25 protein-coding genes are annotated in these 26,232 nt (G+C 67.1%); 6 read left to right on the top strand and 19 right to left on the bottom strand.

Annotation, left to right across the window (positions count from 1 at the left end):
- Positions 1-141 precede the first annotated feature (141 nt).
- The 7 genes from acpP to ADE01S_RS00370 all read right to left on the bottom strand — a co-directional run bounded on the left by acpP (position 142) and on the right by ADE01S_RS00370 (position 5,350).
- Positions 142-381, bottom strand: coding sequence for an acyl carrier protein (acpP, locus tag ADE01S_RS00340; RefSeq protein WP_003813816.1), 240 nt, complete (start codon positions 379-381; stop codon positions 142-144).
- 213 nt (positions 382-594) lie between these two features.
- Positions 595-1,347, bottom strand: coding sequence for a 3-oxoacyl-ACP reductase FabG (fabG, locus tag ADE01S_RS00345; RefSeq protein WP_062679858.1), 753 nt, complete (start codon positions 1,345-1,347; stop codon positions 595-597).
- 2 nt (positions 1,348-1,349) lie between these two features.
- A complete protein-coding gene (gene fabD / locus ADE01S_RS00350) occupies positions 1,350-2,288 on the bottom strand; it encodes an ACP S-malonyltransferase (RefSeq protein ID WP_062679478.1) in 939 nt (312 codons plus the stop codon).
- 96 nt (positions 2,289-2,384) lie between these two features.
- Complete coding sequence (locus ADE01S_RS00355) at positions 2,385-3,371, bottom strand: beta-ketoacyl-ACP synthase III (protein WP_062679479.1); 987 nt, start codon at positions 3,369-3,371, stop codon at positions 2,385-2,387.
- Entirely contained in the window at positions 3,371-4,438 is a 1,068-nt protein-coding gene (gene plsX, locus ADE01S_RS00360) for a phosphate acyltransferase PlsX (RefSeq protein ID WP_062679480.1), read from the bottom strand. The genes ADE01S_RS00355 and plsX overlap by 1 nt, the downstream gene beginning before the upstream one ends.
- A 59-nt stretch (positions 4,439-4,497) precedes the next feature.
- Positions 4,498-4,680 (bottom strand): 50S ribosomal protein L32, encoded by a 183-nt coding sequence (gene rpmF, locus ADE01S_RS00365; protein WP_043543314.1) that lies wholly within the window; start codon positions 4,678-4,680, stop codon positions 4,498-4,500.
- 52 nt (positions 4,681-4,732) lie between these two features.
- Positions 4,733-5,350, bottom strand: coding sequence for a YceD family protein (locus tag ADE01S_RS00370; RefSeq protein WP_062679481.1), 618 nt, complete (start codon positions 5,348-5,350; stop codon positions 4,733-4,735).
- 117 nt (positions 5,351-5,467) lie between these two features.
- Here ADE01S_RS00370 and ADE01S_RS00375 point away from each other — a divergent pair, with 117 nt between their 5' ends.
- Genes ADE01S_RS00375 through ADE01S_RS00385 form a run of 3 tightly spaced genes read left to right on the top strand, consistent with a single transcriptional unit; the run spans position 5,468 to position 7,569 of the window.
- Positions 5,468-6,073, top strand: a complete 606-nt coding sequence (locus ADE01S_RS00375; RefSeq protein WP_062679482.1) for a Maf-like protein — start codon at positions 5,468-5,470, stop codon at positions 6,071-6,073.
- Positions 6,070-6,780 carry an SAM-dependent methyltransferase gene (locus tag ADE01S_RS00380; RefSeq protein ID WP_062679483.1) on the top strand — a complete coding sequence of 237 codons (711 nt, stop codon included), beginning with the start codon at positions 6,070-6,072 and terminating at the stop codon, positions 6,778-6,780. Before ADE01S_RS00375 ends, ADE01S_RS00380 begins: the two co-directional genes overlap by 4 nt.
- A 3-nt stretch (positions 6,781-6,783) precedes the next feature.
- On the top strand, positions 6,784-7,569 hold the full coding sequence (locus tag ADE01S_RS00385) for an N-acetylmuramoyl-L-alanine amidase (protein ID WP_062679484.1): 786 nt from the start codon (positions 6,784-6,786) through the stop codon (positions 7,567-7,569).
- Between the two features lie 11 nt (positions 7,570-7,580).
- Here the strand turns inward: ADE01S_RS00385 and msrQ are convergent, their stop codons facing one another.
- The 4 genes from msrQ to ADE01S_RS00405 form a co-directional block, all read right to left on the bottom strand.
- Positions 7,581-8,219 carry a protein-methionine-sulfoxide reductase heme-binding subunit MsrQ gene (msrQ, locus tag ADE01S_RS00390; protein WP_062679485.1) on the bottom strand — a complete coding sequence of 213 codons (639 nt, stop codon included), beginning with the start codon at positions 8,217-8,219 and terminating at the stop codon, positions 7,581-7,583.
- A 7-nt stretch (positions 8,220-8,226) separates the two neighbouring features.
- On the bottom strand, positions 8,227-9,189 hold the full coding sequence (gene msrP, locus ADE01S_RS00395; RefSeq protein WP_062679486.1) for a protein-methionine-sulfoxide reductase catalytic subunit MsrP: 963 nt from the start codon (positions 9,187-9,189) through the stop codon (positions 8,227-8,229).
- Positions 9,190-9,343: 154 nt separating this feature from the next.
- Entirely contained in the window at positions 9,344-10,015 is a 672-nt protein-coding gene (locus ADE01S_RS00400) for an HAD family hydrolase (protein WP_062679487.1), read from the bottom strand.
- A 1-nt stretch (position 10,016) separates the two neighbouring features.
- Positions 10,017-10,979, bottom strand: a complete 963-nt coding sequence (locus tag ADE01S_RS00405) for an RluA family pseudouridine synthase (RefSeq protein ID WP_305954981.1) — start codon at positions 10,977-10,979, stop codon at positions 10,017-10,019.
- A gap of 526 nt (positions 10,980-11,505) precedes the next feature.
- Here ADE01S_RS00405 and ADE01S_RS00410 point away from each other — a divergent pair.
- Positions 11,506-14,556: an Rne/Rng family ribonuclease gene (locus ADE01S_RS00410; RefSeq protein WP_062679489.1), complete on the top strand. Its 3,051-nt coding sequence runs from the start codon at positions 11,506-11,508 to the stop codon at positions 14,554-14,556.
- A 95-nt stretch (positions 14,557-14,651) separates the two neighbouring features.
- Here the strand turns inward: ADE01S_RS00410 and ADE01S_RS00415 are convergent, their stop codons facing one another.
- Entirely contained in the window at positions 14,652-15,584 is a 933-nt protein-coding gene (locus tag ADE01S_RS00415) for a LysR family transcriptional regulator (protein ID WP_062679490.1), read from the bottom strand.
- A gap of 171 nt (positions 15,585-15,755) precedes the next feature.
- Between ADE01S_RS00415 and ADE01S_RS00420 the strand changes: the two genes are divergently transcribed.
- On the top strand, positions 15,756-16,691 hold the full coding sequence (locus ADE01S_RS00420) for a dihydrodipicolinate synthase family protein (RefSeq protein ID WP_062679491.1): 936 nt from the start codon (positions 15,756-15,758) through the stop codon (positions 16,689-16,691).
- A 68-nt stretch (positions 16,692-16,759) separates the two neighbouring features.
- On the opposite strand, the gene ADE01S_RS00425 is transcribed toward ADE01S_RS00420, so the two are convergent.
- The 7 genes from ADE01S_RS00425 to argE all read right to left on the bottom strand — a co-directional run bounded on the left by ADE01S_RS00425 (position 16,760) and on the right by argE (position 24,759).
- Positions 16,760-18,307 (bottom strand): UxaA family hydrolase, encoded by a 1,548-nt coding sequence (locus tag ADE01S_RS00425; RefSeq protein ID WP_062679492.1) that lies wholly within the window; start codon positions 18,305-18,307, stop codon positions 16,760-16,762.
- 59 nt (positions 18,308-18,366) lie between these two features.
- Positions 18,367-19,374, bottom strand: coding sequence for a Bug family tripartite tricarboxylate transporter substrate binding protein (locus tag ADE01S_RS00430; protein WP_062679493.1), 1,008 nt, complete (start codon positions 19,372-19,374; stop codon positions 18,367-18,369).
- A gap of 293 nt (positions 19,375-19,667) precedes the next feature.
- Positions 19,668-20,216, bottom strand: coding sequence for an acyloxyacyl hydrolase (locus ADE01S_RS00435; protein WP_062679494.1), 549 nt, complete (start codon positions 20,214-20,216; stop codon positions 19,668-19,670).
- A gap of 268 nt (positions 20,217-20,484) precedes the next feature.
- Positions 20,485-21,360, bottom strand: a complete 876-nt coding sequence (accD, locus tag ADE01S_RS00440) for an acetyl-CoA carboxylase, carboxyltransferase subunit beta (protein ID WP_062679495.1) — start codon at positions 21,358-21,360, stop codon at positions 20,485-20,487.
- Positions 21,361-21,395: 35 nt separating this feature from the next.
- Complete coding sequence (gene trpA / locus ADE01S_RS00445) at positions 21,396-22,259, bottom strand: tryptophan synthase subunit alpha (protein ID WP_062679496.1); 864 nt, start codon at positions 22,257-22,259, stop codon at positions 21,396-21,398.
- 17 nt (positions 22,260-22,276) lie between these two features.
- Positions 22,277-23,476 (bottom strand): tryptophan synthase subunit beta, encoded by a 1,200-nt coding sequence (trpB, locus tag ADE01S_RS00450; RefSeq protein WP_062679859.1) that lies wholly within the window; start codon positions 23,474-23,476, stop codon positions 22,277-22,279.
- A gap of 131 nt (positions 23,477-23,607) precedes the next feature.
- Positions 23,608-24,759, bottom strand: a complete 1,152-nt coding sequence (gene argE, locus ADE01S_RS00455) for an acetylornithine deacetylase (protein ID WP_062679497.1) — start codon at positions 24,757-24,759, stop codon at positions 23,608-23,610.
- A 134-nt stretch (positions 24,760-24,893) separates the two neighbouring features.
- Here argE and ADE01S_RS00460 point away from each other — a divergent pair, with 134 nt between their 5' ends.
- Positions 24,894-26,207 carry an MFS transporter gene (locus ADE01S_RS00460; protein WP_082775642.1) on the top strand — a complete coding sequence of 438 codons (1,314 nt, stop codon included), beginning with the start codon at positions 24,894-24,896 and terminating at the stop codon, positions 26,205-26,207.
- Positions 26,208-26,232 lie beyond the last annotated feature (25 nt).

Below are 26,232 nucleotides of genomic sequence, written 5' to 3' on the forward strand. Positions count from 1 at the left end.
CATGCGGCCCACGCAAAAGCGGGTCGGGCTCTACCACGCCCTTCCCGCATGCGGACCACACGGCAAATTCCAGAAACCGCCCCGATTTTCCGGCGGGCTCCGAAGTCCGTCCTCGGGCCACCAGAAGGGTATGAGCCTAGCTTACTGCTTGCCGTGCGAATTGATGTAGTCAATCGCTTGTTGCACGGTCGTGATCTTTTCGGCCTCTTCGTCGGGGATCTCGGTCTCGAATTCGTCTTCGAGCGCCATGACCAGTTCGACCATGTCGAGCGAATCGGCACCGAGGTCGTCAAGGAAGGAGGATTCGTTCTTGATCTCGGCTTCGTTGACGCCAAGTTGTTCAGCGACGATCTTCTTGACGCGCTGTTCGATGCTTTCCATGCAGATCTCCAAATGGGAAAAATCCCGCGAATTATAGCCAAGCGCGGAGTATTGCGACGCCTGGCCGTGACAAAAATAACACCGCGCACTTGATCTGTCGCCGAGAATGGCGCAGGAAACCGGTGTGCGGCGTTTCCGGTTGAACCGCGCGTTGCCCCGCCGGTTGCCCGGCCGTGGCGCGGCGGCCGGGGCCGCCTTCGCGCGATTCGTGATTTATTGCATGTACATCCCGCCGTTGACGTGCAGGGTGGTGCCGGTAATGTAACCCGCCTGCGGCCCGGACAAAAAGGCCACCGCGTGCGCGATGTCCGCGGGCGAGCCGAGGCGGCCCAGCGGAATCTGCTGCAACAGGGCGGCGGTCTGGTTCTCGCCCAGGGCGCGCGTCATGTCGGTATCGATGAAGCCGGGGGCCACGCAGTTCACGGTGATGTTGCGGCTGCCGAGCTCGCGCGCCAGGGCGCGCGACATGCCGGCCACGCCGGCCTTGGCGGCCGCGTAGTTGGCCTGGCCCGGATTGCCGCTGGAACCGACCACCGAGGTCACGTTGATGATGCGTCCCCAACGGGCCTTCATCATGCTGCGCAACACCGCGCGCGACAGGCGGAACACCGACGCCAGGTTGGTATCGATGACGGCCGACCAATCTTCGTCCTTCATGCGCATCGCCAGCGTATCACGCGTGATGCCGGCGTTATTGACGAGGATGTGCGGACCGCCGCCTTCCTTGCCCAGGGCGTCGATCAGGGCGTCGCAGGCCGCCGCGTCGGTCACGTCCAGCACCACGCCGCGGCCGCCCATCGGGGCCAGTGCTTCGGTGATGGCCGCCGCGCCCGATTCGGACGTGGCGGTGCCGACGACGGTGGCGCCGCGCGCCGCCAGTTCCTGGGCAATGGCGCGGCCGATGCCACGCGTGGCGCCGGTCACCAGCGCGATCTTGCCTTGCAGTTCGATCGAGGGGTTGTCCATGTTCATTGGTTTCCGTTGACGGCGGCCAGCGCGGCTTCGAGCGTAGCCGGGTCGGTGATGGCCATGCCCGTGAGTTCAGGATCGATGCGCTTGGTCAGGCCGGCAAGCACCTTGCCGGGACCGCATTCGATGACGTGCGTGACGCCTTGCGCCTTCATCGCGCGCAGGGTTTCGACCCAGCGCACAGGATGCCATGCCTGGCGCACCAGCGCATCGCGGATTGCCCCAGGTTCGGTGGGCGAGGCCACGTCGACGTTGTTGATGACCTGCAGTTGCGGCGCGGCCACCGTCACGCCGGCCAGCGCGCCGGCCAGCACTTCGGCGGCGGGCTTGAGCAGGCTGGAGTGGAACGGCGCGGACACCGGCAGCAGCAAAGCGCGCTTGGCGCCGGCCGCCTTGGCCTGTTCGCAGGCGCGCTCGACGGCGGCCTTGTGGCCGGCGATCACGACCTGGGCGGGCGCGTTGAAGTTCACGGCTTCGACCACTTCGCCCTGGGCCGCGGCGGCGCAGGCCGCGCGCACGGCGTCGTCGTCCAGACCCAGGATGGCGGCCATGGCGCCCGTGCCGACCGGCACGGCCGCCTGCATGGCGTCGGCGCGCACGCGCACCAGGCGCACGGCATCTTCGAGCGCCAGCGAACCGGCCGCGGTCAGGGCCGCGTACTCGCCCAGGCTATGGCCGGCCACGACGTCCGGCTTGCGGCCGCCGGCGGCGCACCAGGCCGCGTACATCGCGACGCCGGCCGTCAGCATGGCGGGCTGGGTGTTGGTGGTCAGGTTGAGTTGCTCGGCGGGACCTTGCGCGATCAGCGCGCCCAGGTCCTGCCCCAGGGCCTGCGAGGCCCGCGACACGGTGTCCGCGACGGCGGCGACGCCCGACCAGGCGTCCAGCATGCCGACAGCTTGAGAACCTTGGCCAGGAAAGACAAAAGCGATTTTCATGGTTGACCGTATGGATTGATTCAGTGTCTGTGTGGATGTCGGGCGCGCCGACCCGGCGGTGGCGACGCTCGCGCCGCCTCCTGCCGGGTTTCGCCCTTACATGCGGGCCAGGACCGAGCCCCAGGTGAATCCGCCGCCCACGCCCTGCATCAGGACCAGCTGGCCCGGCTTGACGCGGCCGTCGCGGCGCGCGGCGTCAAGCGCCAGCGGCACGCTCGCGGCGGAGGTGTTGGCATGGCTGTCGACGGTGATGACGACCTTGTCGACCGGCACGGACAGCTTGCGCGCCAGGAAATTCAGAATGCGCACGTTGGCCTGGTGCGGGATCAGCCAGTCGACCTGGCCGAGCTCCACGCCGGCCTCGGCGCAGGTGTCGCGCGCCGAGCGGTCCAGCACGGTGACGGCCTGCTTGAACACGGCCTGGCCGTCCATGCGCAGGAACGGATCGCCGGTGACGTCGCCATAGGCCACGTTGCCCGCGGCGTTCAGGATCTTGCCCTGGCTGCCGTCGGCATGCAGCTGCGCGGCCAGGATGCCCGGCTTGTCGGAAGCCTTGAGCACCACGGCGCCCGCGCCGTCGCCGAACAGCACGCAGGTGCTGCGGTCGTTCCAGTCCAGGATGCGCGAAAAGACTTCGGCGCCGATGACCAGCGCGCAACGCGCGCGGCCGGCTCGGATGAAGCTGTCGGCGGTGGTCAGCGCGTACACGAAGCCGCTGCACACGGCCTGCACGTCGAAGGCGGCGGAGCCCTTGGCGCCGAGATTGGCCTGCACGATGCAGGCGGTGCTCGGGAACACGAAATCCGGCGTCGACGTGGCCAGGACGATCAGGTCGACCTCGGACGCGTCCACACCCGCATCGGCCAGCGCGCGGCGCGAAGCCTCGGTCGCCAGTTGGCTGGTCGTGACGCCGCGTTCGGCCAGATGGCGCTGCCGGATGCCAGTGCGCTCGACGATCCACTCGTCGGAGGTGGCGATGTCGCGCGTCGCCAGTTCCGCAGCCAGATCGTCATTCGAAACCACGCGTTCCGGCAGGAAGCTGCCGGTGCCCGCGATCACGGAGTATTTCATTGCGGTATCCATCAAGCGGTGTCCCCAGCCACGTTTTGCGGCGGCGCCGAAGAGACGTCGCCGGATTGAACGCGCTTGGTAATCTGAGCGACCGTCTGAGCGGTTCGCTCCAGCAGTTTACTCACTACGGCTTCGCGGGCACGCTGCAAGGCAAATCCGTAGGCGTAGACGTCCGCGGAACCGTGGCTCTTGATGACCACGCCGCGCAGGCCCAGCAACGCGGCGCCGTTGTAGCGCCGATTGTCGACGCGGGTGCGCAGGCGGTTGAGCACCGGCTTGGCCACCGCGCCGGCGAGCAGCGTGATCAGGTTGCGTTTGAATTCTTCGCGAATGACGCTGGAAAGCATCTTCGCCAGCCCTTCGACGGACTTGAGCACGACGTTGCCGACGAAACCGTCGCAAACGACGACGTCGACCGTGCCCTTGAAAATGTCATTGCCTTCCACGTTGCCGTAGAAGTTGAGCGGGCTGTTGCGAAGGAGCTCGGCGGCTTCCTTGACGACTTCGTTGCCCTTGATGACTTCTTCGCCGATGTTGAGCAGGCCCACGGAGGGGCGCTCGCGATGGTCCACCGCCTGCGACAGCGCGGCGCCCATGATGGCGAATTGCAGAAGGTGCTCGGCCGTGCAGTCCACGTTCGCGCCCAGGTCCAGCACCGTGGTGGCGCGGCCCGTCTGGTTCGGAATGGACGTGGCGATCGCGGGGCGGTCGATGCCGTCCAGCGTCTTGAGCACGTAGCGTGAAATGGCCATCCAGGCGCCGGTATTGCCCGCGGAAACGCAGGCGTCGGCGCGCCCGTCCTTGACGGACTGGGCGGCCAGGCGCATGGAGGAGTCTTTTTTGCGGCGCAAGGCGACCTCGACCGGGTCGTCCATGGTGACGACCTCGGTAGCCGCCACGATCTCAAGGCGATCGCGCTCCACGCCGCGGTGCTCGGAGAGCGCCGCTTCGATGGCGTCGGGTAGCCCGACCAGCAATAGCCGGGTGTCCGGAAATTGCCGGGCGAACTCGATCGCAGCCGGAATCGTGACGGGCAGACCGAAGTCTCCGCCCATACAGTCTATGGCGATGCGTATCACGGGTGCCAGGTATCAGCGCTCAGCCGAAATGGTCCGAGTACGAGTTCGGCCCGGGGGCCTTATTCGTCGGCCTTGGTCTTCAGGACCTTGCGGCCGCGGTAGAAGCCGTTGGGGCTGATGTGGTGACGCAGATGCGCTTCGCCCGTGGTGGGCTCGATCGCGGTCGGCGGATTCACCAGAAAATCGTGCGAGCGGTGCATACCGCGCTTGGACGGGGACTTCTTGTTTTGTTGAACGGCCATGATGACTCCTAGAAACGGGGCGCATTGTACGCGATGCGGCCCGATGTTGATCTCAATCTTTGTGCTTCAGTTGTTCCAGCACCGCAAACGGCGACGGACGCTTGACAGCGGGCTCCTCGGGAGGAGCTTCGCCGGCATTGGCCTGCGCGCCCGGGCATACATCATGCTTGGGCACATACGGAACGCTCAGAATGAGCTCATCTTCGATCTGGGCCAGCAGATCGAAATGATGTGAACCCACCACCTTTTCAGGCAGGTTGGACACAAAACCTTTTCCTTCTTCGCCCTCGTCGTCCTCGTCGGACTGCTCCCCGTAGGAAGTATCGTCGTCGAGATCGGCTTCGGACTTGACCAGCTGCAAAAGAACTTCACTATCGATCGGGTACACAAACGGCTCGTTGCACCGCTGGCACACCAGAACCGGGTTCGCCTGCACATGGACATGCAGAAGCGGCCGATCCAGCAAAAGGCCGGATTTGCCCATTTCGCCGCGCACGGACCACGTCACGAGCCCGGCTTCGCCTAGCGGTTGTTCGGGAAGCCCGTCAACCGCGCGCGTAAACCGCACAAGAGGTATGGTTCCTTGCGCTTCCTTGCCCATGTGGGCAAATGCGTATGCATCGATGCGCTTGATGTTCAGTCCTTTGCATTCGCGAAGATCGTCGTGCATGGCTGCGCCAACATTCTGTGTTGACATGCCTGTGCCATTCCGGCCCAGGCCATTCATGCAAAAATCCCGCAAAACGTTAGATAATACTGTGACTTACGCATTAACGTCAAATATCGCATGCCTTCAAAACCCAGCCTGATCCTCGCGTCCAGCTCGCGTTACCGCAAAGAACTGCTGTCCCGCCTGCGCCTGCCCTTCACGGCGGTCTCCCCCGATGTAGACGAAACGCCACACCCCGGTGAAACGCCCGAGGCCCTGGCCCTGCGCCTGTCGGTGGCCAAGGCCATGGCGGTGGCCGCGAACCACCCCGGCAGCATCGTCATCGGCTCGGACCAGGTGGCCACCGTGGACGGCGAGCCCATCGGCAAGCCCGGAGACTTTCCGCGCGCGCTGGCGCAATTGCGGGCGCTGTCGGGGCAGGTCGTGGAATTTCACAGCGCGCTGGCGGTCACGGACGGCCAGCGCGTGGAAAAAGCCGACATCGTCACCCGCTGCCGCTTCCGCCGGCTGACGGACCAGGCGATCGAAGCCTATCTGCGCGCCGAGGAGCCCTACGATACCGCAGGCAGCGCCAAGGCGGAAAGCCTGGGCATCGCCCTCATGGAAAGCATCCAGAGCGACGATCCGACCGCCATCATCGGCCTGCCGCTGATCGCGCTGACCGGCATGCTGGCGCGGTTCGGCCTGGATCCCCTGGACGCCCCCGGGACGCCCGCAGCATGAGCGGCGCCCTGCACCTGATCCCCGTCGGCCTGGGCGAAGCCCCGCCGGAGCGCTGGCTGCCCGCCGAGGTGCGCGCCCTGGCCGGCCGGCTGGACACCTACATCGCCGAGAACGCCAAGACCGCCCGCGCCTTCCTCAAGCTGATCGGCACGGTCCGTCCGCTCCAGGAAATCACCATCCACACCCTGAACGACAGGGTCGATGCCGCCCAGATCAAGGTCTGGCTCGAACCCATCCGGAACGGCGCGGAAATCGGGCTGGTTTCCGAGGCCGGCTGCCCCGCGGTCGCCGACCCGGGCGCCAAGGTCGCCGATGCCGCGCACCGGTCGGGCTTCGCCGTCAAGCCCTGGGTGGGCCCCTCCTCCATCCTGCTGTCCCTGATGGCCAGCGGGCTGGACGGCCAGCGTTTCGCCTTCCACGGCTACGCGCCCGTGGACCCGACCGAACGCGCCAAGCAGCTGCGCGCCTGGGAACAGTATTCCGCCAAACACAACCAGACCCAGTTGCTGATCGAAACGCCCTATCGCAACGCCGCCATGTTCGCCACGTTGCTGGCCACCCTGAAGGGCGACACCCGGCTGTGCGTGGCCCGTTCGGTCACGACCGACGACGAATGGATCTCGACCCGCAGCGTGGCCGACTGGAAGCAGCAACCTGCGCCCCAGCTCGACAAGCTGCCCACGATGTTCCTCTTCCTGGCCCGCTGAACCATGCTCCGCCCGATCACCGTGCTGCTTGCCGCGGCAGCCCTGGCGGGATGCGCCGCGCGCGGCCCCGCCGGCCTCGACCTGGACACTTCCGTCACGGCCGTCAGCCAGGCCAGTCGCGTCCGCTCCGTCGTGCTGCACTACACCTCCGTCGACGACGCCCGCTCGATGCAGCTGCTCTCCAAAGGCAAGGTCAGCGCCCACTACCTGGTGAACGAATCGGGCCGGGCCTACCGCCTGGTCGACGAGAACCGCGCCGCCTGGCATGCCGGCGCCAGCGCCTGGTATGGCAACATCGCCATGAACAGCACGTCCATCGGCATCGAAGTCGTGAACCCCGGCTGGACGGAGGGCCCCGACGGCAAGCCGCTATGGCACCCGTACAACGACCGCCAGCTGCGCGCGCTGACCATCCTGCTGCGCGACATCATCCAGCGCCACGGCATCGCCCCCGAGAACGTGGTGGGCCATAGCGACATCGCGCCGCAGCGCAAGGTGGATCCGGGCCCCCTCTTCCCCTGGAAGGCCCTGGCCGATGCCGGGATCGGGCGCTGGTACGACGAAACCGGCGCCGCCGAGCACCTGGCGCGCCTGCAGGCCCAGGGCACCCCCGACGTCGCGTGGTTCCAGCGGCAGTTGCAACGGCTGGGTTACACCTGCCCGCAGGACGGCGTGCTGGACAAGACCACGATCAACACCCTGGCGGCGTTCCAGATGCACTACCGCCCCGCCCTGCACGACGGCCAGCCGGACGCGGAAACCGCCGCCATCATGCTGGCGATGCTGTAAGGACGGCCCCGCTAGGAGCGCCGCCTCAGCCACGCCACCACCCGCCACCCCAGCAGCAGGGCCAGGACGGCGGCGTAGGCCAGCGGCTGGGCGTAGTCGTTCTTGCCGGCCTTGTGCCACCAGAAATGCAGCACCGCCAGCAGGCCGATGGCATAGATGGCGCGATGCAGGCTTTGCCAGCGCTTGCCCAGCTTGCGCATGGCCCACTGCGTGGACGTGGCCGCCAGCGCGGTCATCAGCACGAAGGCGGCGAATCCGACCGTAATGAACGGACGCTCGCCGATGTCGCGCACCATCGCCGCCGGATCCAGGCCCCGGTCCCACCAGACCCAGGCCATGAAGTGCATGGCGCCATAGAAAAAGGCGAACAGCCCGCACATGCGCCGCAGGCGCACCAGGGCGGGCTGGCCGGTCAATCGGCGCAGCGGCGTGATGGCCAGCGTGACCAGCAGGCAGACCAGCGTCCAGGTGCCTGAAGACCGCGTCAGGAATTCGACCGGATTCGCAGTCAGGCCGTCGTTCGCGCCGAGCCAGAACCAGCGCGCGAACGGCGCCAGCCCCAGCAGGAACAGGACAGGCTTGAAACGCCCGATCGCCTTCGCGGAAAGCTGCGTCTTTCGCGGCGGCGCCTGTGAAATGCCGTCGGGCATGGGCGCCTCAGTAATTCGCCTTCAGGTCCATGCCCTGATAGAGCGACGCGACCTGCTCGCCGTACCCGTTGAACATCAGGGTCTTGCGCTTGGGCGAGAACAGGCCGTCCTCGCCGATGCGGCGCTCGGTGGCCTGGCTCCAGCGCGGATGGGGCACGTCGGGATTCACATTGGCGTAAAAGCCGTACTCCTGGGGCGCGGCCCGCATCCAGGACGACACGGGCGCTTTCTCGACCAGCCGGATCTTCACCAGGGACTTGCCCGACTTGAAACCGTACTTCCAGGGCACGGCCAGGCGCAGCGGCGCGCCGTTCTGGTTGGGCAGGACCTTGCCGTACACGCCGAAGACCAGCATGGCCAGCGGGTTCATGGCCTCGTCGATGCGCAGGGCCTCGACATACGGCCATTCCAGGATCGCGGCGCGCACGCCCGGCATGTTCTCGCGCTGCACCGCCGTCACGAACTCCACGTACTTGGCGTTGCCCGTGGGTTCGACCTGCTTGAGCAGCGCCGACAGCGAATAGCCCATCCAGGGGATGACCATCGACCACCCCTCCACGCAGCGCAGCCGGTAGACGCGCTCTTCCATCGGCGCCAGCTTGAGCAGTTCGTCGATGGCGTACGTGCGCGGCTTGCCGACCTCGCCCTCCACGCTTACGGTCCAGGGACGGGTCTGCAGCTTGCCGGCATTGGCGGCCGGGTCGCCTTTATCGACCCCGAACTCGTAGTAGTTGTTGTAGGACGTGACGTCGGCGAACGAGGTCTGCTTGTCCATGACGCTCAGGGCGGCGTTGGCGGTGCCGGGCAAGGCGCCGGCATCCTGCGCGAAGGCGCTGCGCGCGGCCCAGCCCGGCAGCCCGGCCGCGGCCGCGACCACCCCGGCCCGCAGCATCAGCTCGCGGCGCGACCGCCAGACCGCCTCGGAGGTGATCTCGGAGGAAAGAATATCGTCGGGCTTGCGTATCAGCATCATGGTCTCCGGTGTGGCGCCTGCGACATAGCGCCCCGCGCAATCCATGGACGACGCGGGAGCCCATGATATTCCGCCGCTGGCGCGGCACTCGCGGGTATTTTCTATAGACCCGCAAGCGAGCCGGGCGTTCCGTGCCCGACTGCCGCGGCCGCTACGGCGAGACGCCGGTCAGCGTCCGCGGCAACAGCCATTCGCGCACGCCCGGCACGCTGTCGAGCACGGCTTGCGGGCTGCAACCTTGAAGTTCCTTCAAGGTGTGAGCGCCGTAGGTCACGCCCAGCCCGTGCACGCCGGCGTTGGTCGCCATCTGCAGATCGTGCGAGGTATCGCCGATCATCACGACGCGGCCCGGCGCCATGTCCAGTTCCTGCATCAATTCATGCAGCATCGCCGGGTGCGGCTTGCTGAAGGTTTCGTCAGCGGTGCGGGTGGCATCGAAAAGCGGCCCCAGGCCGGTGGCGGCCAGGGCGCGGGTCAGGCCGACGCGGCTCTTGCCGGTGGCGACAGCCAGGCGCACATTCTGGTTCGCCAGCTCGGTCAGCAGTTCCCTCACGCCCTCGAACAGGCGCAACTCGGGATCCCGCAGCAGGTAGTGCGTGCGGTAGCGCTCCAGGAAACGCGGCAGCATGGCCTGCGTCAGTTCCGGGACGGCGCGGCGCAAGGCGCTTTCCAGGGACAGACCGATCACCCAACTGGCGTCGGACGCCGACGGCACCGCCAGTTCCAGGTCGCGGCAGGCGCCCTGGATGGCGGCCACGATGCTGTGCGTGGAATCCATCAAGGTGCCATCCCAGTCAAACACGACCAGCGAATACGACGACATATCAGACCGACTCCAGTTGTTTCAGTATTTTCAGACAGGCCGGCGGCAGCTCGGCCGTCAGCGTCAAGGGCTCGCCCGTAACGGGATGGGCCAGGGTCAGGATATGGGCATGCAGGAACATCCGGCCGAAACCCAGGCGCGCGAAGTGCGCCCGCACCTCATCATGCCCGTACTTGTCGTCTCCCACGATGGGAAAGCCGCTGGCGGCCAGGTGCACCCGGATCTGGTGGGTACGCCCGGTGCGCAGCTCGGCGTCGACCAGACTGTAACTGCCGAAGCGGCGCTTCAGCGTGACGATGGTGTGGGCCGACTGCCCGTCCGGATCCACCTTGACCCGGCGCTCGCCCGACTGGGTGGTCCATTTGGACAACCCCAGCTTGATGTGCTGGCGGTCGTTGACCCAATCGCCCTCGACCAGCGCCAGATAGTGCTTGTCCCCTTTTCCTTCCCGCAGCATGGCGTGCAGCGCCAGCAGTGCGCTGCGCTTCTTGGCCACCATCAGCAGGCCCGAGGTTTCGCGGTCCAGCCGGTGCACCAGTTCGAGGAACTTGGCGTCGGGCCGCGCGGCCCGCAACTGCTCGATCACCCCGAAGGACACGCCGCTGCCGCCGTGGACCGCCACGCCGGCGGGCTTGTCCACCACCAGCAGGGCGTCGTCCTCGAAGACGATCGGGAACTCCGCGCCCGGCACCGGCCTGGGCGTGCCCGGGTCGGGCAGCCGCAGCGGCGGGATTCGGACGATGTCGCCCTCGGCGACGCGGTAATCGGCCGAGATGCGTCCCTTGTTTACCCGCACCTCGCCGCCCCGGATGGCTTTATAGATGTGCGTTTTGGGGACGCCCTTGCACAGCCGGACGAGATAGTTGTCCAGGCGCTGGCCGGCGTGCTCGGCGCCCACCTCGACCATGCGGACGGCGGGGGCGGCTTTAGAGGGGGAGGAAGGGGAGGAAGTTTCTTTGCGCATTGCGGAAAGCGACATATAATCGGGACAGCCTAAAGGGGCTGAACCAGCCGCCTGACGTAGAGATGCACCTGTACGCAACTCCGTCGAGCGCGTGGGCCGCCATTGTACTGCCTGCTCGTTCAGTCCCTGGGTCTCTTGGTCGCCGGCGCAACCGCGCCCTGCCGGATAGTGGTGTGGCATACATTTTGCCCGCTGTCCCAGCAGGTCCGTTGCATGCCGCAAGCGGCTCTGAAGCACTGCAAGAATCGTCGCATATTTAAAGCACCAGCTGCGCGTGGGCAACCATTCCGACCGCAACTGCCGTTCACAGCAATCTTTCCGTCAAACCACATTCAGTGAAGCTGACCCTCCTGCTGACAGAACCCCGTGCCCCACGGCACGACGTGCCCGCCTGACCCGCGGCGGATACGCCTGGGCGCCGCCCAGGTACGGTCCGCATTCTTTCTTGCCCGCTTCAGCCCGCAGCCCGAGTGACCCGAGGTCACGCGCCGATATCGGCGCGTCATGACAACGGAGAACCCCTCTCATGAAGCGCATGCTGTTCAATGCGACGCATCAGGAAGAATTACGCGTCGCTATCGTCGATGGGCAGAAACTCATCGACCTCGACATCGAGACTGCCGGCCGCGAACAACGCAAAGGCAACATCTACAAAGGTGTCATCACCCGGATCGAACCCGGCCTCGAAGCTTGCTTCGTCAACTACGGTGAAGACCGTCACGGCTTCCTGCCCTTCAAGGAAGTGGCCCGCAGCTACTTCAAGGAAGGCGTGGATGTCCGCAGCGCCCGCATCCAGGACGCCCTGCGCGAAGGCCAGGAACTGATCGTCCAGGTCGAAAAGGAAGAGCGCGGCAACAAGGGCGCCGCCCTGACCACATTCATCTCGCTGGCCGGCCGCTACCTGGTCCTGATGCCCAACAACCCCCGTGGCGGTGGCGTATCGCGCCGCGTCGAGGGCGAGGACCGCCAGGAACTGCGCGACACGATGGAGCAGCTCGATCTGCCCCAGGGCATGAGCATCATCGCCCGCACCGCCGGCATCGGCCGCAACGTCGAAGAACTCCAGTGGGACTTGTCCTACCTGTTGCAGCTCTGGACGGCCATCGACGGCGCCGCGCGCGACAACTCCGCGCCCATCCTGATCTACCTGGAGTCCAGCCTGGTCATCCGGGCCATCCGCGACTACTTCTCCCCGGAAATCGGCGAAATCCTCATCGATACCGACGAGATCGCCGATCAGGCCACCGCCTTCATGAGCGTGGTGATGCCTGACAACGTCCAGCGCGTCAAACGCTACCGCGACGACATCCCCCTCTTCTCCCGCTTCCAGATCGAGCACCAGATCGAAACGGCGTACTCCCGGACGGTCACCCTGCCCTCCGGCGGCGCCATCGTCATCGATCACACCGAAGCGCTGGTGTCCGTGGACGTCAACTCGGCCCGCTCCACGCGCGGCGCCGACATCGAGGAAACCGCGCTGCGCACCAACTCGGAAGCGGCCGACGAAGTGGCCCGCCAGTTGCGCCTGCGCGACCTGGGCGGCCTGATCGTCATCGACTTCATCGACATGGAGGACAGCAAGAACCAGCGCGCCGTCGAACAGCGCCTGCGCGATGCCCTCCATTTCGACCGCGCCCGCGTCCAGATGGGCAAGATCTCGCGCTTCGGCCTGATGGAACTGTCGCGCCAGCGCCTGCGTCCCGCCCTGAACGAAGGCTCGCACATCACCTGCCCGCGTTGCAACGGCACCGGCGTGATCCGCGACGCGGAGTCCAGCGCGCTGCACGTGCTGCGCCTGCTCCAGGAAGAGGCGATGAAGGAAAACACCGCCGCCGTGCACGCCCAAGTGCCGGTCGACGTTGCGACCTACCTGCTGAACGAAAAGCGCGCCGACATCACCAAGATGGAAGCCCGCCTGAAGGTCAACCTGCTGCTGATCCCCAACAAGCACCTGGAGACCCCGCATCACCACATCGAGCGCCTGCGCCACGACGATCCGCGCCTGGAAGAGCTGAAGACCAGCTTCGAACTGGTCGAGGCCCCGGCCACGGACGCCCCCTGGCAGCCCCGCGAGCACGAGGTCAAGTCCCGTCCCGAGGCGCTGGTCAAGGGCATTACGCCCTCGCAACCCGCCCCCGTTTCGACGCCGGCTCCCGCGCCTGCCGCGGCGCCCGCTCCGGCCGCATCCGGCGGCCTGGGCGGCCTGTTCAAGCGCCTGGTCGGTTGGCTGACCGGCGGCTCCGAAGCCGCCAAGCCCGCTCCCGCCGCCCAGGAAGACAGCGCCAAGCGCGCCGCTTCCGGCCGTGGCAAGGGCCGCGCCGGCCATGACGGCCAGGAACGCCGTGGCGAACGCCACGGTTCGGACCGCAACCGCAACCGCCGCGGCGAAGCGCGCGGCGAAGGCGCGGAAGGCGGCGAAGGCGGCCGTCACCACGTGCGCGGCGGCCGTCGCGCCGAAGGCGAACGCCAGGAACGCAGCGAGCGCCACAACCGCAACGAACCGCGCGCCGAGCGCGATACCCAGGTCGCTCAGTCGGCCCTGGCATCGAACCGCCCCGAGCAGGCCGAACAGGCCGCCGGTGACGACGCCGGCGCCGGCCGCAACCGCCGCCGCGGCCGTGGCCGCAACCGCCGCGAGGAGGGCCAATCCGACGCGCCGATGAGCGAACAGGAAAGCATGGTCGCCGCGCTGGCCCAGACGGTTGCCACCGCCCTGCCCGACGCCAAGCCGCCCGTCGCGGAAACCGCCCCCGAGGCCGACGACGCCGTCGAGCAGGCTGCCGATGCCATTCCGGCCGCTGAAGGCGCCGAAGGCGCGGAAGGCATGGTCGATCCGGAACGCAAGCGCCGCCGCCGCCGCAGCCGCCGTGGCCGCCGCAGCCAGGAAGAAGCCGGCCTGAACGCTGGCGACGAGCAGCTCGAAGACGGCGCCGACGAAGAAGCCGGCGAACAACCGGAAGGCGCCGCCCAAGCCGCCGAAGCGCCCGTCCAGGTCGCCGAAGCGCCTGTCCAGGCCGCCGAAACGCCGGCGCAGGCCGCTGAACCGGTCCAGGCTCCCGCCGCCGAAACCGCGCCGGTCCAGGTCGAAGCCACCCCGGCCCAGGCTGAACCCGCGCCGGTCCAGGCCGCCGAGCCCGCCGCGCAGGAAGCGCCGGCCGCCGAAACGACGCAGCCCGTCGCCGTGCAGCCCGCCAGCGAGGTTTCCGCTCCCGTGGCGCCCGCCGCCCCGGTGGAAGCCCCCGCCGTCGAACCCGTGGTCACGGCGCCTGCCGCCCCGGCTCCGCAGGAAGCTCCCGCTCCGGCCGTCGCGCCCGCGCCGGCTCCCGCCGCACCGGCTCCGGTCAGCGCGCAGCAGCCCATCGTGGTGCCCGCCATGGCCCCCTCGGCCAAGGCCCAGGCCCTGCATGACGTGGTCAACGCCGCCGGCCTGCAGTGGGTCGAAACCGATCCGGACCGCCACGCCCAGACCCAGCTGCGCATCGCCGCGGCGCACACGCCGGTCCGCCTGGGCCGCGAGCGCAAGCCGGTCGCGGCCGTCTCGAACGAACCGCTGGTTCAGGTCGAAACGCGCCACTAAGCCGCAAGCCGGAACGAGCCTCGGCCCGTTCCGGATTCGCAGCCCGGAATTCGCACCCCGGAAGCTGGATTCCCATCCGGCTTCCGGGGTGTTTTTCATTGCGCGGGCCCGTCCGGAACCTGCTCGACCGCCGGGCGCTCCTCCTCCGGACGCGCCGGCAGGTTCAAGGCCAGCCCGGCCTCTTCGACGAACGCTTCGGCCAGGGCCGAATGCGGCATGTGCCGCGCCCAGATGATCCCCATGCGGCGCAGCGGCGCGCGCCCCGGCAGCAGCACGCGCTTGACGCGCCGGCTGTCGAGCCAGTCCGGCGCCCAGTCCGGCACCAGGGACACCCCCAGCCCTTCCGACACCATGCACGCGATCCCCATCAGGCCGTCGACTTCCAGGCGCTCGCGCGGGGCAATGCCATGCTGGCGCAGGTATTGATCCGCCAGGCGGCCGCCCCAGACGTTGCGGTCGTATCGGATGAAGGGCTGGGTCCGCATCAGCTCGTGGGCGTCGTCGCCCGGGGTGTCCGGCGGCGCAAGCACCACCAGCGGCTCCTCGGCCACCAGTTTCCAGCCAAAGCCCTTGGACAGGTTGAACTGGGGCTGGACGATGAAGGCCGCGTCCAGATCCCCATTGATGACCCGGTGATACAGGTGATTGGAGGTGCCGGGCTCCATGAACACGGCGAGTTTCGGCATGCGCCGGTACAGGCGTGCCAGCACCATCGGCATCATGCCCGTCAGCGCCGAGGCCGATACCCCCAGGCGCAGTTCGCCCAGCGGCGCGTCGTCGCCGGCGCTGGCGCGCAGATCGCGCACTTCGCGCAGCACGGAGCGGGCGCGCTCCAGGACTTTCAGGCCGGCTTCCGTCGCCTTGACGCTGCGCCCCACCCGCTTGACCAGGGTGGCGCCGAGTTCCTCCTCCAGCGTGCGCACTCGGGCGGCGATGGCGGCGGGCGTCAGGTCCAGGCGCCGCGCCGCTTCCGCCAGCGATCCGCTTTCGACCACCGACACGAAGCTCTGCACATATCGAGTGTCCATGGTTTCCCCCTCTACGGACTCGCGGTTTGCGTCAGGGCAAACCACAACAATTTTATGGATTGAAGCAATTAAACAGCAGATGTTCCTAGTCAGGATCGGTGCCAGAATCAAGTGTTGACGCTGCCGCGCCGCGGCGCGCCTTTTCCTTTCACCAGACCACGAGTAGAGATCATGACGACCCATGCCCGCATCCCCGGCGTTTTTTCTCCCGTCCTGACGCCGTTCGACGAGACCTACCGGCCGGCCCTGGGACGCTATGTGAAGCACTGCCGCTGGCTGCGCGAACAAGCGGTCGGCCTGGCCATCTTCGGCACCAACTCGGAAGCGAACTCGCTTTCGGTGTCCGAAAAGCACAGCCTGCTGGACGCGCTGCTGGAAGCCGGCGTGGAACCGGCGGCCCTGATGCCCGGCACGGGCGCCTGCGCGCTGCCCGACGCCATCGACCTGACCCGGCATGCGGTGCGCAGCGGCAGCATGGGCGTGCTGGTCCTGCCGCCTTTCTACTACAAGGGCGTGAGCGACGAGGGCCTGTTCCGTTACTACGCCGAGCTGATCGAGGGCGTGGGCGATGACGCGCTGCGCATGTACCTCTATCACATCCCGCCCGTGAGCCAGGTGCCGCTGAGCCTGGACCTGATCGAACGCCTGCTCGGCCGCTATCCCGGCATCGTGGCCGGCGTCAAGGACAGCGGCGGGGACTGGAACAACACGGCAGCCATGATCGAACGCTTCGCGCCGCGCGGCTTCCAGGTCTACGCGGGCAGCGAAGCCTTCCTGCTCCAGACCCTGCGCGCCGGCGGCGTGGGCTGCATCACCGCCACAGGCAACGTCAATCCCGGCCCCATCGTCGCGTTGCAGCAGCGCTGGCAGGAAGCGGACGCCGACGCGCGCCAGGCCGGGCTGAACGCCACCCGCAATGTGTTCCAGCAATTCCCGATGATTCCCGCCATGAAGGCCGCCATCGCCTGGAAGTCCGGCGATCCCGCCTGGGCGACGGTGCGCCCGCCCCTGGTGGAACTGAACGCGGCGCAAGCCGCCGCCCTGAGAACCGCGCTGGACGACAACGGCTTCGACATGCCGGGCGCGAGCGCGCTGGCCGACGCCTGAACCGCTGAAGCACGCGGCCCCGGACGCTCATGCGCGAGCGTCCGGGGCCGTTTCCATTGCGCCGCCGGTCAGCTCACGACGCCGATGTTCCAGGGGACGAACTCATGGTCTCCCAACCCCAGCAGCTCGCTCTTGCTGCGGGTGCCCGACGCCACGGCCAGGATCTCCTCGAAGATGCGTTGCGCCACCTCTTGCAACGTGGCGGTGCCGTCCAGGATGTCTCCGCAATTGACGTCCATGTCTTCCGTCAGCCGCTGGTACATCGGCGTATTGGTGGCGAGCTTGATGGAGGGCACGGGCTTGGCCCCGAACATCGAGCCGCGCCCCGTCGTGAAGCAGATCACGTTGGCGCCGCCCGCGATCTGCCCCGTCGCGGACACGGGATCGAACCCGGGGGTATCCATGAACACCATGCCCGGCTGGCGCACCGGTTCCGCGTAGCGGTACACCTCCATCAAGCCTGTGGTGCCGCCCTTCATCGAGGAGCCCAGCGATTTCTCGAAGATGTTCGCCAGGCCGCCCATCTGGTTGCCGGGGCTGACCTTCCCGTTGATCTGCACGTCGCGGCCCGGCGAGTATTCTTCTTTCCACCACCGGATGCGCTGCACCAGCTTCTCGCCGACCTCGCGGTTGCGAGCGCGCGAAGTCAGTGTGTGTTCGACGCCGTAGATCTCGGGCGTTTCCGACAGGATGGCGGTGCCGCCGTGGCGCACCAGGATATCCATGGCCGCGCCCAGCGCCGGGTTCGCGGTGATGGACGAAAAGCCGTCCGAGCCGCCGCACTGCAGGCCGATCTTCAGGTGCCGAGCCGGCACGGGCTCGCGCGTGACGGCATTGGCTTGCGGCAGCAGGTCCCGCACGGCGGCGACGCCCGCCTCGATCGTTTTGCGCGTGCCGCCGGTCTCCTGCATGATGAACGTCTTCAGGCGCGCGCCCGCTTCCAGGCCCTGGTCCTTCAGCAGCGCGTCGAGCTGGTTGCGTTCACAGCCCAGGCCGACGATCAGCACGGCCGCGAAGTTCGCATGGCAGGCGTATCCGCCCATCGTGCGGCGCAGGAGGTCCATCGGCTCGCCGGACATTTCCATGCCGCAGCCCATGCCATGGCTGAGCGCCACCACGCCATCCACGTTGGGATAGGCCGCCATCACCTCGGGCGTGAAGGCGGCGGCGATGCGATGCACCACCGTCGCCGAGCAATTCACCGTCGCCATGATGCCGATGTAGTTGCGGGTGCCCACCTGCCCGTTGGCGCGCACGATGCCCTGGAAGCGCGCCTGCTCGGCGTCCGGCAGGACGGCCGTGGGCACGTAGTCGCGGGCATGCGCATAGTCGCGGTCGAACTCCTGGAACGCCAGGTTGTGCGAATGGACGTAGGTGCCGGCCGGGATGTCGGCCGCGGCGAAGCCGATACAGACGTTGTACTTCAGGATGGGTTCGCCGGCGCGCAGGTCGCGCGCCGCGATCTTGTGGCCCGCCGGAATCTGGCTGCGGCTGACGATGCCTTCGGAGGGCACGGCCGTGCCGATGCCGATGGGCACGCGCGCCACCACGATGTTGTCCCCGGAATGCAGCCGTATGACGGGCCCGGCCGCGCGCTTTTCATTCAAATCGATCATGTCGTCATCTCGGATGGTTGGCGGAGCGCCCGGCAGCGGGCGCCCCTGGAAGACGGCCCTTACTCGGGCTTGATGCCTATGTCGCGAATCACCACGGACCAGCGGGGCAACTCGGAAGCCACGTAGCCGGAAAAGGCGGCGGCGTCGCTGCCCACCACCGTAAAGCCCTGTTCGCTGAGCTTGGCCTGCATCTCGCTCTGCTCCAGCACGGTCTGGATGGATTTGGAGAGCTTGTCCACGACGGGCTTGGGCGTATTGGCCGGCGCGAAGACGCCATACCAGGTCGAGACCTCGAAGTCCTTGAACCCGGATTCGGCCAGGGTCGGGATCTGCGGCGCCTTGGGATCTCGCTTCAGGCTGGTAATGGCCAGCGGCCGGACCTTGCCCGAACTGATGTGGGGCAGCGCCACGGGCAGATTGGCGAACATGTACGGCACGTGCCCGCCCAGCACGTCGGCCATGGCCGCCGATTCGCCCTTGTAGGGCACGTGCGTCACCTTCGTGCCCACCATGTGCGCGTACAGTTCGCCGGCGATGTGCTGCGGGCCGCCCTGGCCCGACGAGGCGTAGCTGACCGCGCCGTCGCCGGCCTTGCGGATGTGGTCGGTGAGTTCCTGCACCGTCTTGGCGTCGACCAGGGCGGGATTGACCACCAGGATCAATGGCATGGTCACCACCTGCGATACCGGCGCGAAATCCTTCTCGGGCTTGAACGGCAGCGAGGGAAAGAGGGAGGGCGCCACCACCATGGTGGACTGCGATCCCAGGAACAGCGAATAGCCGTCGGCGGGCGAGCGCGCGACGTTGTCGGCCGCGATCGTGCCCGTGGCGCCCGCGCGGTTCTCCACCACCACCTGCTGCCCCAGGTTTTCGGCCATCTTGGCGCCGACCAGGCGCGCCACGATGTCCGCGCCGCCGCCCGGCGCGAAACCCACGACCATTCTCAGCGGCTTGCTGGGAAAATCCTGGGCCATGACGGCGGCCGGGCCGCCGGAAAGCGCGAGGGCCAGGCCGATCGCTCCAAGCATGCGCGTCATCGGACGCGCGGGCGTACAGGGGGTGTTCATTGACGGTCTCCGTTTGCCGCCGTGCCGGGTCCTCCGCGGCCAGGCGCGCGGAGCCCTGCGACGGCTCATTGTGTGTTTTGTGTAGTGCCAGGGCATTCTGGCTATTGCACTCCACAGCAACAAGTACGCGAACGCGCCGTCAGAACATAATTTTTTTATGGTTTTGGATAGCGCCTACCCGTCGCCAGGCCCAGCCGGACGACGGCGAAAAAAAATCCACCCGCGGGTGGATTTCGGACGCATTCCCGCGAAGCGGCCCCTCGGACACGAGGGCCCCGCGGCGGGCAGCGGAATCAGAACTGGTAGGTGTAGGTCAGCTGGAGCACGTCCAGGCCCGGGTTCGGGCGCTTGATGCTGGCGTTCGAGAAATGCGAATAACGCAGGCCGATGCGGTTGTTCGGCGTCACCAGGAAGCCCAGGCCGACGTGGTCGCCGAACTGGAAAGCGGTACTGATGTTCTCGTTGGCGAAGCGCGTGCTGGAGAACACCGTGGCGCCGATACCCGCTTCGATGTAGAAGCGTTCGCCCGTCCACCAGCGGAACATCGGGATCGCGCTGAATTGCCAGACGTGGCCGGGCGAGCGCGAACCGTCGGCCCACCAGTACGAGGCGCCGAGTTCGGGCGTCAGGTCCAGGCGGCCCCAGTTTCCACCGAACTGGTACGTCCAGACGGAGGGGGTTTCGTAGTTCAGCGTCAGGCGCTGATAGTGGTCTCCAATGCCGTAATGCATGCTTACGCCGCCTTGGGTGCCTTCGGACGATTGCGCGCTCGCGAACGTCGCGGTTGCCGCCAGGGCCAGCCCGACAAGGCGTGTCAGCATTTTCTTCTTGGTCGACTGCATTGGAATTACTCCGTTGATTTCAGCACTAGATCGCAACATAGCAAAATACGGGCCACACGACTTGATTTGTGTCGCACGCAGACAACATCGCGGATGGAAAACACTGTTCCGTAAAACAGGCGCCCCAGCCGCGGGCGTGTCTTCAGCAAGAAAGATGCCTGGCCGCGCCGCATGAAAATGCCGCCGGCGGAACCAGGCCACCGACGGCATATCGCCATCGCCAGGCGGCCCATCGGCCGCGCGCGACCGACGGGCCTTCGCGGCCTCGTCAGGCGGTAACCACGTCCGCGGGCTGATTGGTCAGCAGCGCCAGCAGGCGCGCGATTTCCTCGCGCAGCTGGCGGCGGTCCACGACCATGTCGATCGCGCCCTTCTGCAGCAGGAATTCTGCGCGCTGGAAGCCTTCCGGCAGCTTTTCACGCACGGTCTGTTCGATCACGCGCGGGCCGGCGAAGCCGATCAGGGCCTTGGGCTCGGCGATGACCACGTCGCCCATGAAGGCGAAGCTGGCCGACACGCCGCCCATCGTGGGATCGGTCAGCACGCTGATGAACGGCAGGCCGGCCGCCGACAGGCGGGTCAGCATGGCGTTCGTCTTGGCCATCTGCATCAGCGACAGCAGGCTTTCCTGCATGCGCGCGCCGCCCGAAGCGGCCACGCAGATGAAGGGCGTCTTGTTGTCCAGGGCGGCCTGGGCGCCGCGCGCGAAGCGCTCGCCGACCACCGAGCCCATGGAACCGCCCATGAACTCGAATTCAAAGCAGGCCAGCGTTGCCGGCACGCCGCGGATCGAGCCGCTCATGACGACCAGGGCGTCGGTTTCGCCCGTCTGCTTGACCGCTTCCTGGAGGCGCTCGGGATACTTGCGCGTGTCCTTGAACTTCAGCGTGTCGACCGAACGCGTGGTCTGGCCGATTTCGACGCGGCCTTCCATGTCGAGCAGCGAATCGATGCGGGCGCGGGCGCCGATACGCATGTGATGGTCGCACTTCGGGCAGACATGCAGGTTGGCGGCCAGGTCTTCGCTGTACAGCACCGACTCGCACGACGGGCATTTCACCCATAGGCCTTCGGGAACGCGGCGAGCGCCGCTGTCGCTGGTTTTGTTGATGCGAGGAGGCAGGAGTTTTTCGATCCAGCTCATTGTTTTTTCATCCCGTATGAGGTCGCGCCCGCCGTTCAGGCCGACGCGTTTTCTCGTTTCACTAGATCCAGCGCCTGCCGGATGGTGCGCAGCCAGCCGCTGGCGGCGGCGACTGCGGCATCGGTTTTTTGGGCAGCCGGCACATCCGCCACCGCCTGCTCCATGGTTTCAATCAGTTTGCTGCCGATGACGACCGCATCGGCGGCGCGCGCCACGCGCTGGGCGCTCTCGGCGTCGCGGATGCCGAAGCCCACGCCGACCGGAATATCGCGCACGTGGCGGCGGATCACGGCCACGCGCTCGGCCACATCGTCAGTGTTCAGCGAGCCGGAGCCCGTCACGCCCTTGAGCGACACGTAATACACGTAGCCGCGGGCCACGGCGGCGACCGCCTTGATGCGGGCCTCGGTGGAGGTGGGCGCCAGCAGGAAAATGGGGGCAATGCCCTGCTCGCCCAGCTTCGCGGCGAATTCGACGACTTCCTCGGGCGGATAGTCCACCACCAGCACACCGTCCACGCCGGCCTGCGCGGCGTCGAGCGCGAAGCGGTCCTGGCCCATGCGTTCGATCGGGTTGGCATAGCCCATCAGCACCACCGGGGTGTCGGCGTCGCGCTGACGGAATTCGGCCACCATCGCGAGCACGCGGGACAGGCCCACGCCTTGCGCGATGGCGCGGTCGGCGGCCCGCTGGATGACGGGGCCGTCGGCCATGGGATCGGAGAACGGCACGCCGAGTTCGATCACGTCGGCGCCGGCCTCGACCAGCGCGTGCATCAGGGGCACGGTGGTCGCGGGCGTGGGATCGCCCGCGGCGATGTAGGGAATCAGCGCCGCGGCGCGGCCCGATTCGGCGGTGCGCGCGAAAGCGGCGGCGATGCGGTCGGTGCGAGTTGCCATGGTCGGCCCTTAAACCCTTAAAGCTCGATACCGGCCTTCTCGGCGACGGTATGCATGTCTTTGTCGCCACGGCCCGACAAATTGACCAGGATGACGGCATCGCGCGGCAGCGTGGCCGCCATTTTCACCGCCTGGGCGATGGCGTGCGACGACTCCAGCGCCGGCATGATGCCTTCGATGCGGCAGCAGTCGTGGAAGGCCTTCAGGGCTTCGTCGTCGGTGATGCCGACGTACTCGGCGCGGCCGGAATCCTTCAGCCAGGCATGTTCCGGGCCCACGCCGGGGTAGTCCAGGCCGGCCGACACGGAATGCGTTTCCTGCACCTGGCCGTCGGCGTCCTGCATGACGTAGGTGCGGTTGCCGTGCAGCACGCCCACCTGGCCCGCGGCCAGGGACGCGGCATGGCGCCCGGTATCCATGCCCTCGCCCGCCGCCTCGACGCCGATCAGGCGGACGTTTTCGTACGGAATGTAGGGATGGAAAATGCCCATGGCGTTGGAGCCGCCGCCCACCGCCGCCACGACGTAGTCGGGCTGGCGGCCGATGGCTTCGGGCATCTGCGTCAGGCATTCATTGCCGATCACGGTCTGGAAGTCGCGCACCATGCGGGGATAGGGGTCGGGACCCGCCACCGTGCCGATGATGTAGAACGTGTTCTCGATATTGGTGACCCAGTCGCGCATGGCTTCGTTCAGCGCGTCCTTGAGCGTGCGCGAGCCGGAGGTAACCGGCACCACCGTGGCGCCCAGCAGCTTCATGCGGTAGACGTTCGAGGCCTGGCGGCGGACGTCTTCGCTGCCCATGTAGACCACGCATTCCATGCCGTAGCGGGCCGCCACCGTGGCGGTCGCCACGCCGTGCTGGCCGGCGCCCGTTTCGGCGATGACGCGGGGCTTGCCCATGCGCTTGGCCAGCAAGGCCTGGCCGATGCAGTTGTTCACCTTGTGGGCGCCGGTATGGTTCAGGTCTTCGCGCTTGAACCAGATCTGGGCGCCGCCCAGCATTTCCGACCAGCGGCGGGCATGGTAGACCGGGCTGGGCCGGCCGACGAAATGCTTGAGTTCGTAGTTGAACTCTTCCTGGAAGGCGGGGTCGACACGGTAATGGTCGTAGGCCGCGCGCAGCTCGTCGAGCGCGTGCATCAGCGTTTCCGCCACGAAAACGCCACCATAAGGGCCGAAATGGCCCTTGGCATCCGGAAAGTCGTAAGGTTTCACCAAGCATCTCCCCCGGCATCGCGGCAGGCCAGTGCCGTCCGCAAATCCGGTTTGCAACCCGGCATTTTACCTGACGCCGGCTGCGGCCGGGCGCGGGCATGCCGCCCGGCCCGGAATCGGCCCGACAGGCCTCAGAGCGACTGCCCGAGGCGACGCAGGAAGATCTCGCAGGAAGCCAGCTGCTCCAGCGCGACGTATTCGTCCGGCTTGTGGGCCTGTTCGATGTGGCCGGGGCCGCAGACGACCGTGGGAATGCCGATGCCCTGGAACAGGCCGGCCTCGGTGCCGTAGGCGACCTTGCGGGTGGCGCGGTCTTCGGTCAGGGCGCGCACCAGCTGGGTGATGGCGGCTTCCTCGGAGGCTTCCAGCGCCGGCGCCGCGGCTCCGGTCTCGATCTCGATGCTGGCGCCCTCGAATTCGGCCTTCATGCGCGGCAGGAGCTCATCGCGCACGTATTTTTCGACTTCCGCCTGGATCTCGTCGGGCTGCATGCCGGGCAGGTTGCGGAATTCGTAGCTGAATTCGCAGGACTCCGGAATGGTATTGACCGCGATGCCGCCGTGGATCTGGTTGGTGGTCATGGTGGAGAACGGGACGTCGTAGAACTGGTCGTACGGGCCCTTGGCCTTGAAGCTGTCGGCCAGATCGCGGATGCGGCAGATCAGGCGGGCGGCGTATTCGATGGCATTGCAGCCGCGCGGGGTCAAGGACGAGTGCGCCGCCTTGCCGTGCACCTTGCAGCGGAACAGATTGATGCCCTTGTGCGCCACCACCACCTGCATGCCCGTGGGTTCGCCCACCACGCAGCCTTCGGGCCGGATGCCGCGCTCGATCAGGTCGGCCAGCATGTAGGGCGCGCCGGCGCAGCCGACTTCCTCGTCATAGGAGAACGCCAGGTGGATCGGCTTCTTGCGGGGCATGGCCAGGAATTCCGGCACCATCGCCAGGGACCCGGCGATGAAACCCTTCATGTCGCAGCTGCCGCGGCCATAGAGCAGGCCGTCTTTTTCGATGAGCTTGAACGGATCCGTGCTCCAGTCCTGGCCGTCCACGGGCACCACGTCGGTGTGGCCCGACAGGACGATCCCGCCCTGCAGGTTGCCGTCTTGCGCCGGCAGGGTGGCGAACAGGTTGGCCTTGGTGCGCTCCGGGTTGTGCGCCAGCCACGCGTCGACGCCCTGGCCCTTGAGCCAATCGCGGACGGTTTCGATCAGGGCAAGATTGGAATTACGGCTGGTGGTGTCGAAACCGACCAGCGTTTCCAGCCAGGTGCGCGCGTTCATGTCACTACTCTCGTGGGGGAAAAGGAGGAGTGTAAGGCCAGGCGGCGCCCGCGTCTCGGCGCCGCCGCCGGCCCCGGGGCGGCGAAGCGCCTAGAATGTCGGCCGGATTCAGTACACACCCCCAAGGAGAAACCGTGCAGCACAAGGCAGTTCCCACGCGCAACATCGTGGCGGCAGTAATCGGCAACGCCCTCGAATGGTATGACTTCCTGGTGTTCGCGTTCATGACGCCGATCATCTCGAAGCTGTTCTTCCCCACCGATCCCAGCGTCCCCGGCAGCGAATTGAATGCCATCCTGATGACCACGGCGATCTTCGGCGTCGGCTTCTTCATGCGTCCGGTCGGAGGCATCATCCTCGGCCTGTACGGCGACAAGAAGGGCCGCAAGGCCGCGATGGTGATGGTCACCTCGCTCATGGCCGTGTCCATCGCCCTGATCACCGTCGCCCCCACCTACCACGCCGCCGGCATCCTGGCCCCGATCTTCATCCTGATCGCGCGCCTGCTGCAGGGCTTTTCGGCGGGCGGCGAGTTCGGCACCTCCACGGCGCTGCTGATCGAAATGGCGCCCGACGGCAAGCGCGGCTTCTATGGTTCCTGGCAGATGGCCGGGCAAATGCTGGCCCTGCTGATCGGCGCCGCCTGCGGCACCCTCATCACCGAGTTCTTCACGCCGCAGCAGATCGCCGACTGGGCGTGGCGCCTGCCCTTCGCCTTCGGCCTGGTGATCGTGCCGATCGCCATCTATATTCGCCGCAACGTCGACGAAACCGACGCCTTCAAGCAGATCAAGGAAGAAGAGCGCCTGGCGGCCGTGCGCGGCGAGGTGCAGCGCCTGAGCCTGGGCCAGATGCTGAAGACGCACACGCGCGAAACGCTGATCGGCGTGGGCCTGGTCGTCACCGCGACGGTCTCCATCTACATCACCTTCACCTATCTGGTGACGTACTCCACGCAAATCCTCAAGCTGCCGCTGAACCAGACGTTCCTGGTGCAGATGGCGGGCGCCGCGCTGATGGTGCTGCTGACGCCCTTCATGGGCGCCTGGTCGGATCGCGTCGGCCGCCGCCCCATCGTGATCGGCTCGCTCATCGGCTACCTGATCGTGTTGTACCCGCTGTACCACTGGCTGTCGGATGCGCCGTCGATCGGCCGCCTCCTGACCGTGCAGGTCGTGGTCTGCCTGTTCGTCTCGGCCTTCTTCGGCGTGTTCAGCACCGTGATGGCGGAGCTGTTCCCGGCGCGCGTGCGCTCCGTGGGCCTGTCCCTGGCCTATAACGTGGCCGTGATGATCTTCGGCGGTTTCGCCCAGTTCATCGTGACCTGGCTGATCAAGACCACCGGCTCGCCCATGGCGCCCGCCTATTACGTCATGTTCGGCGTGGCCCTGGGCCTGGTCGCCGCGTTCTACATGCGCGACCGCGCGCACGACAAGCTGGACCACTGAGTCCGCACCCCCCCCCGGCGCCTCG

This window comes from Achromobacter denitrificans NBRC 15125 (genome assembly GCF_001571365.1).
In the GTDB taxonomy this organism is placed as follows: domain Bacteria; phylum Pseudomonadota; class Gammaproteobacteria; order Burkholderiales; family Burkholderiaceae_B; genus Achromobacter; species Achromobacter denitrificans.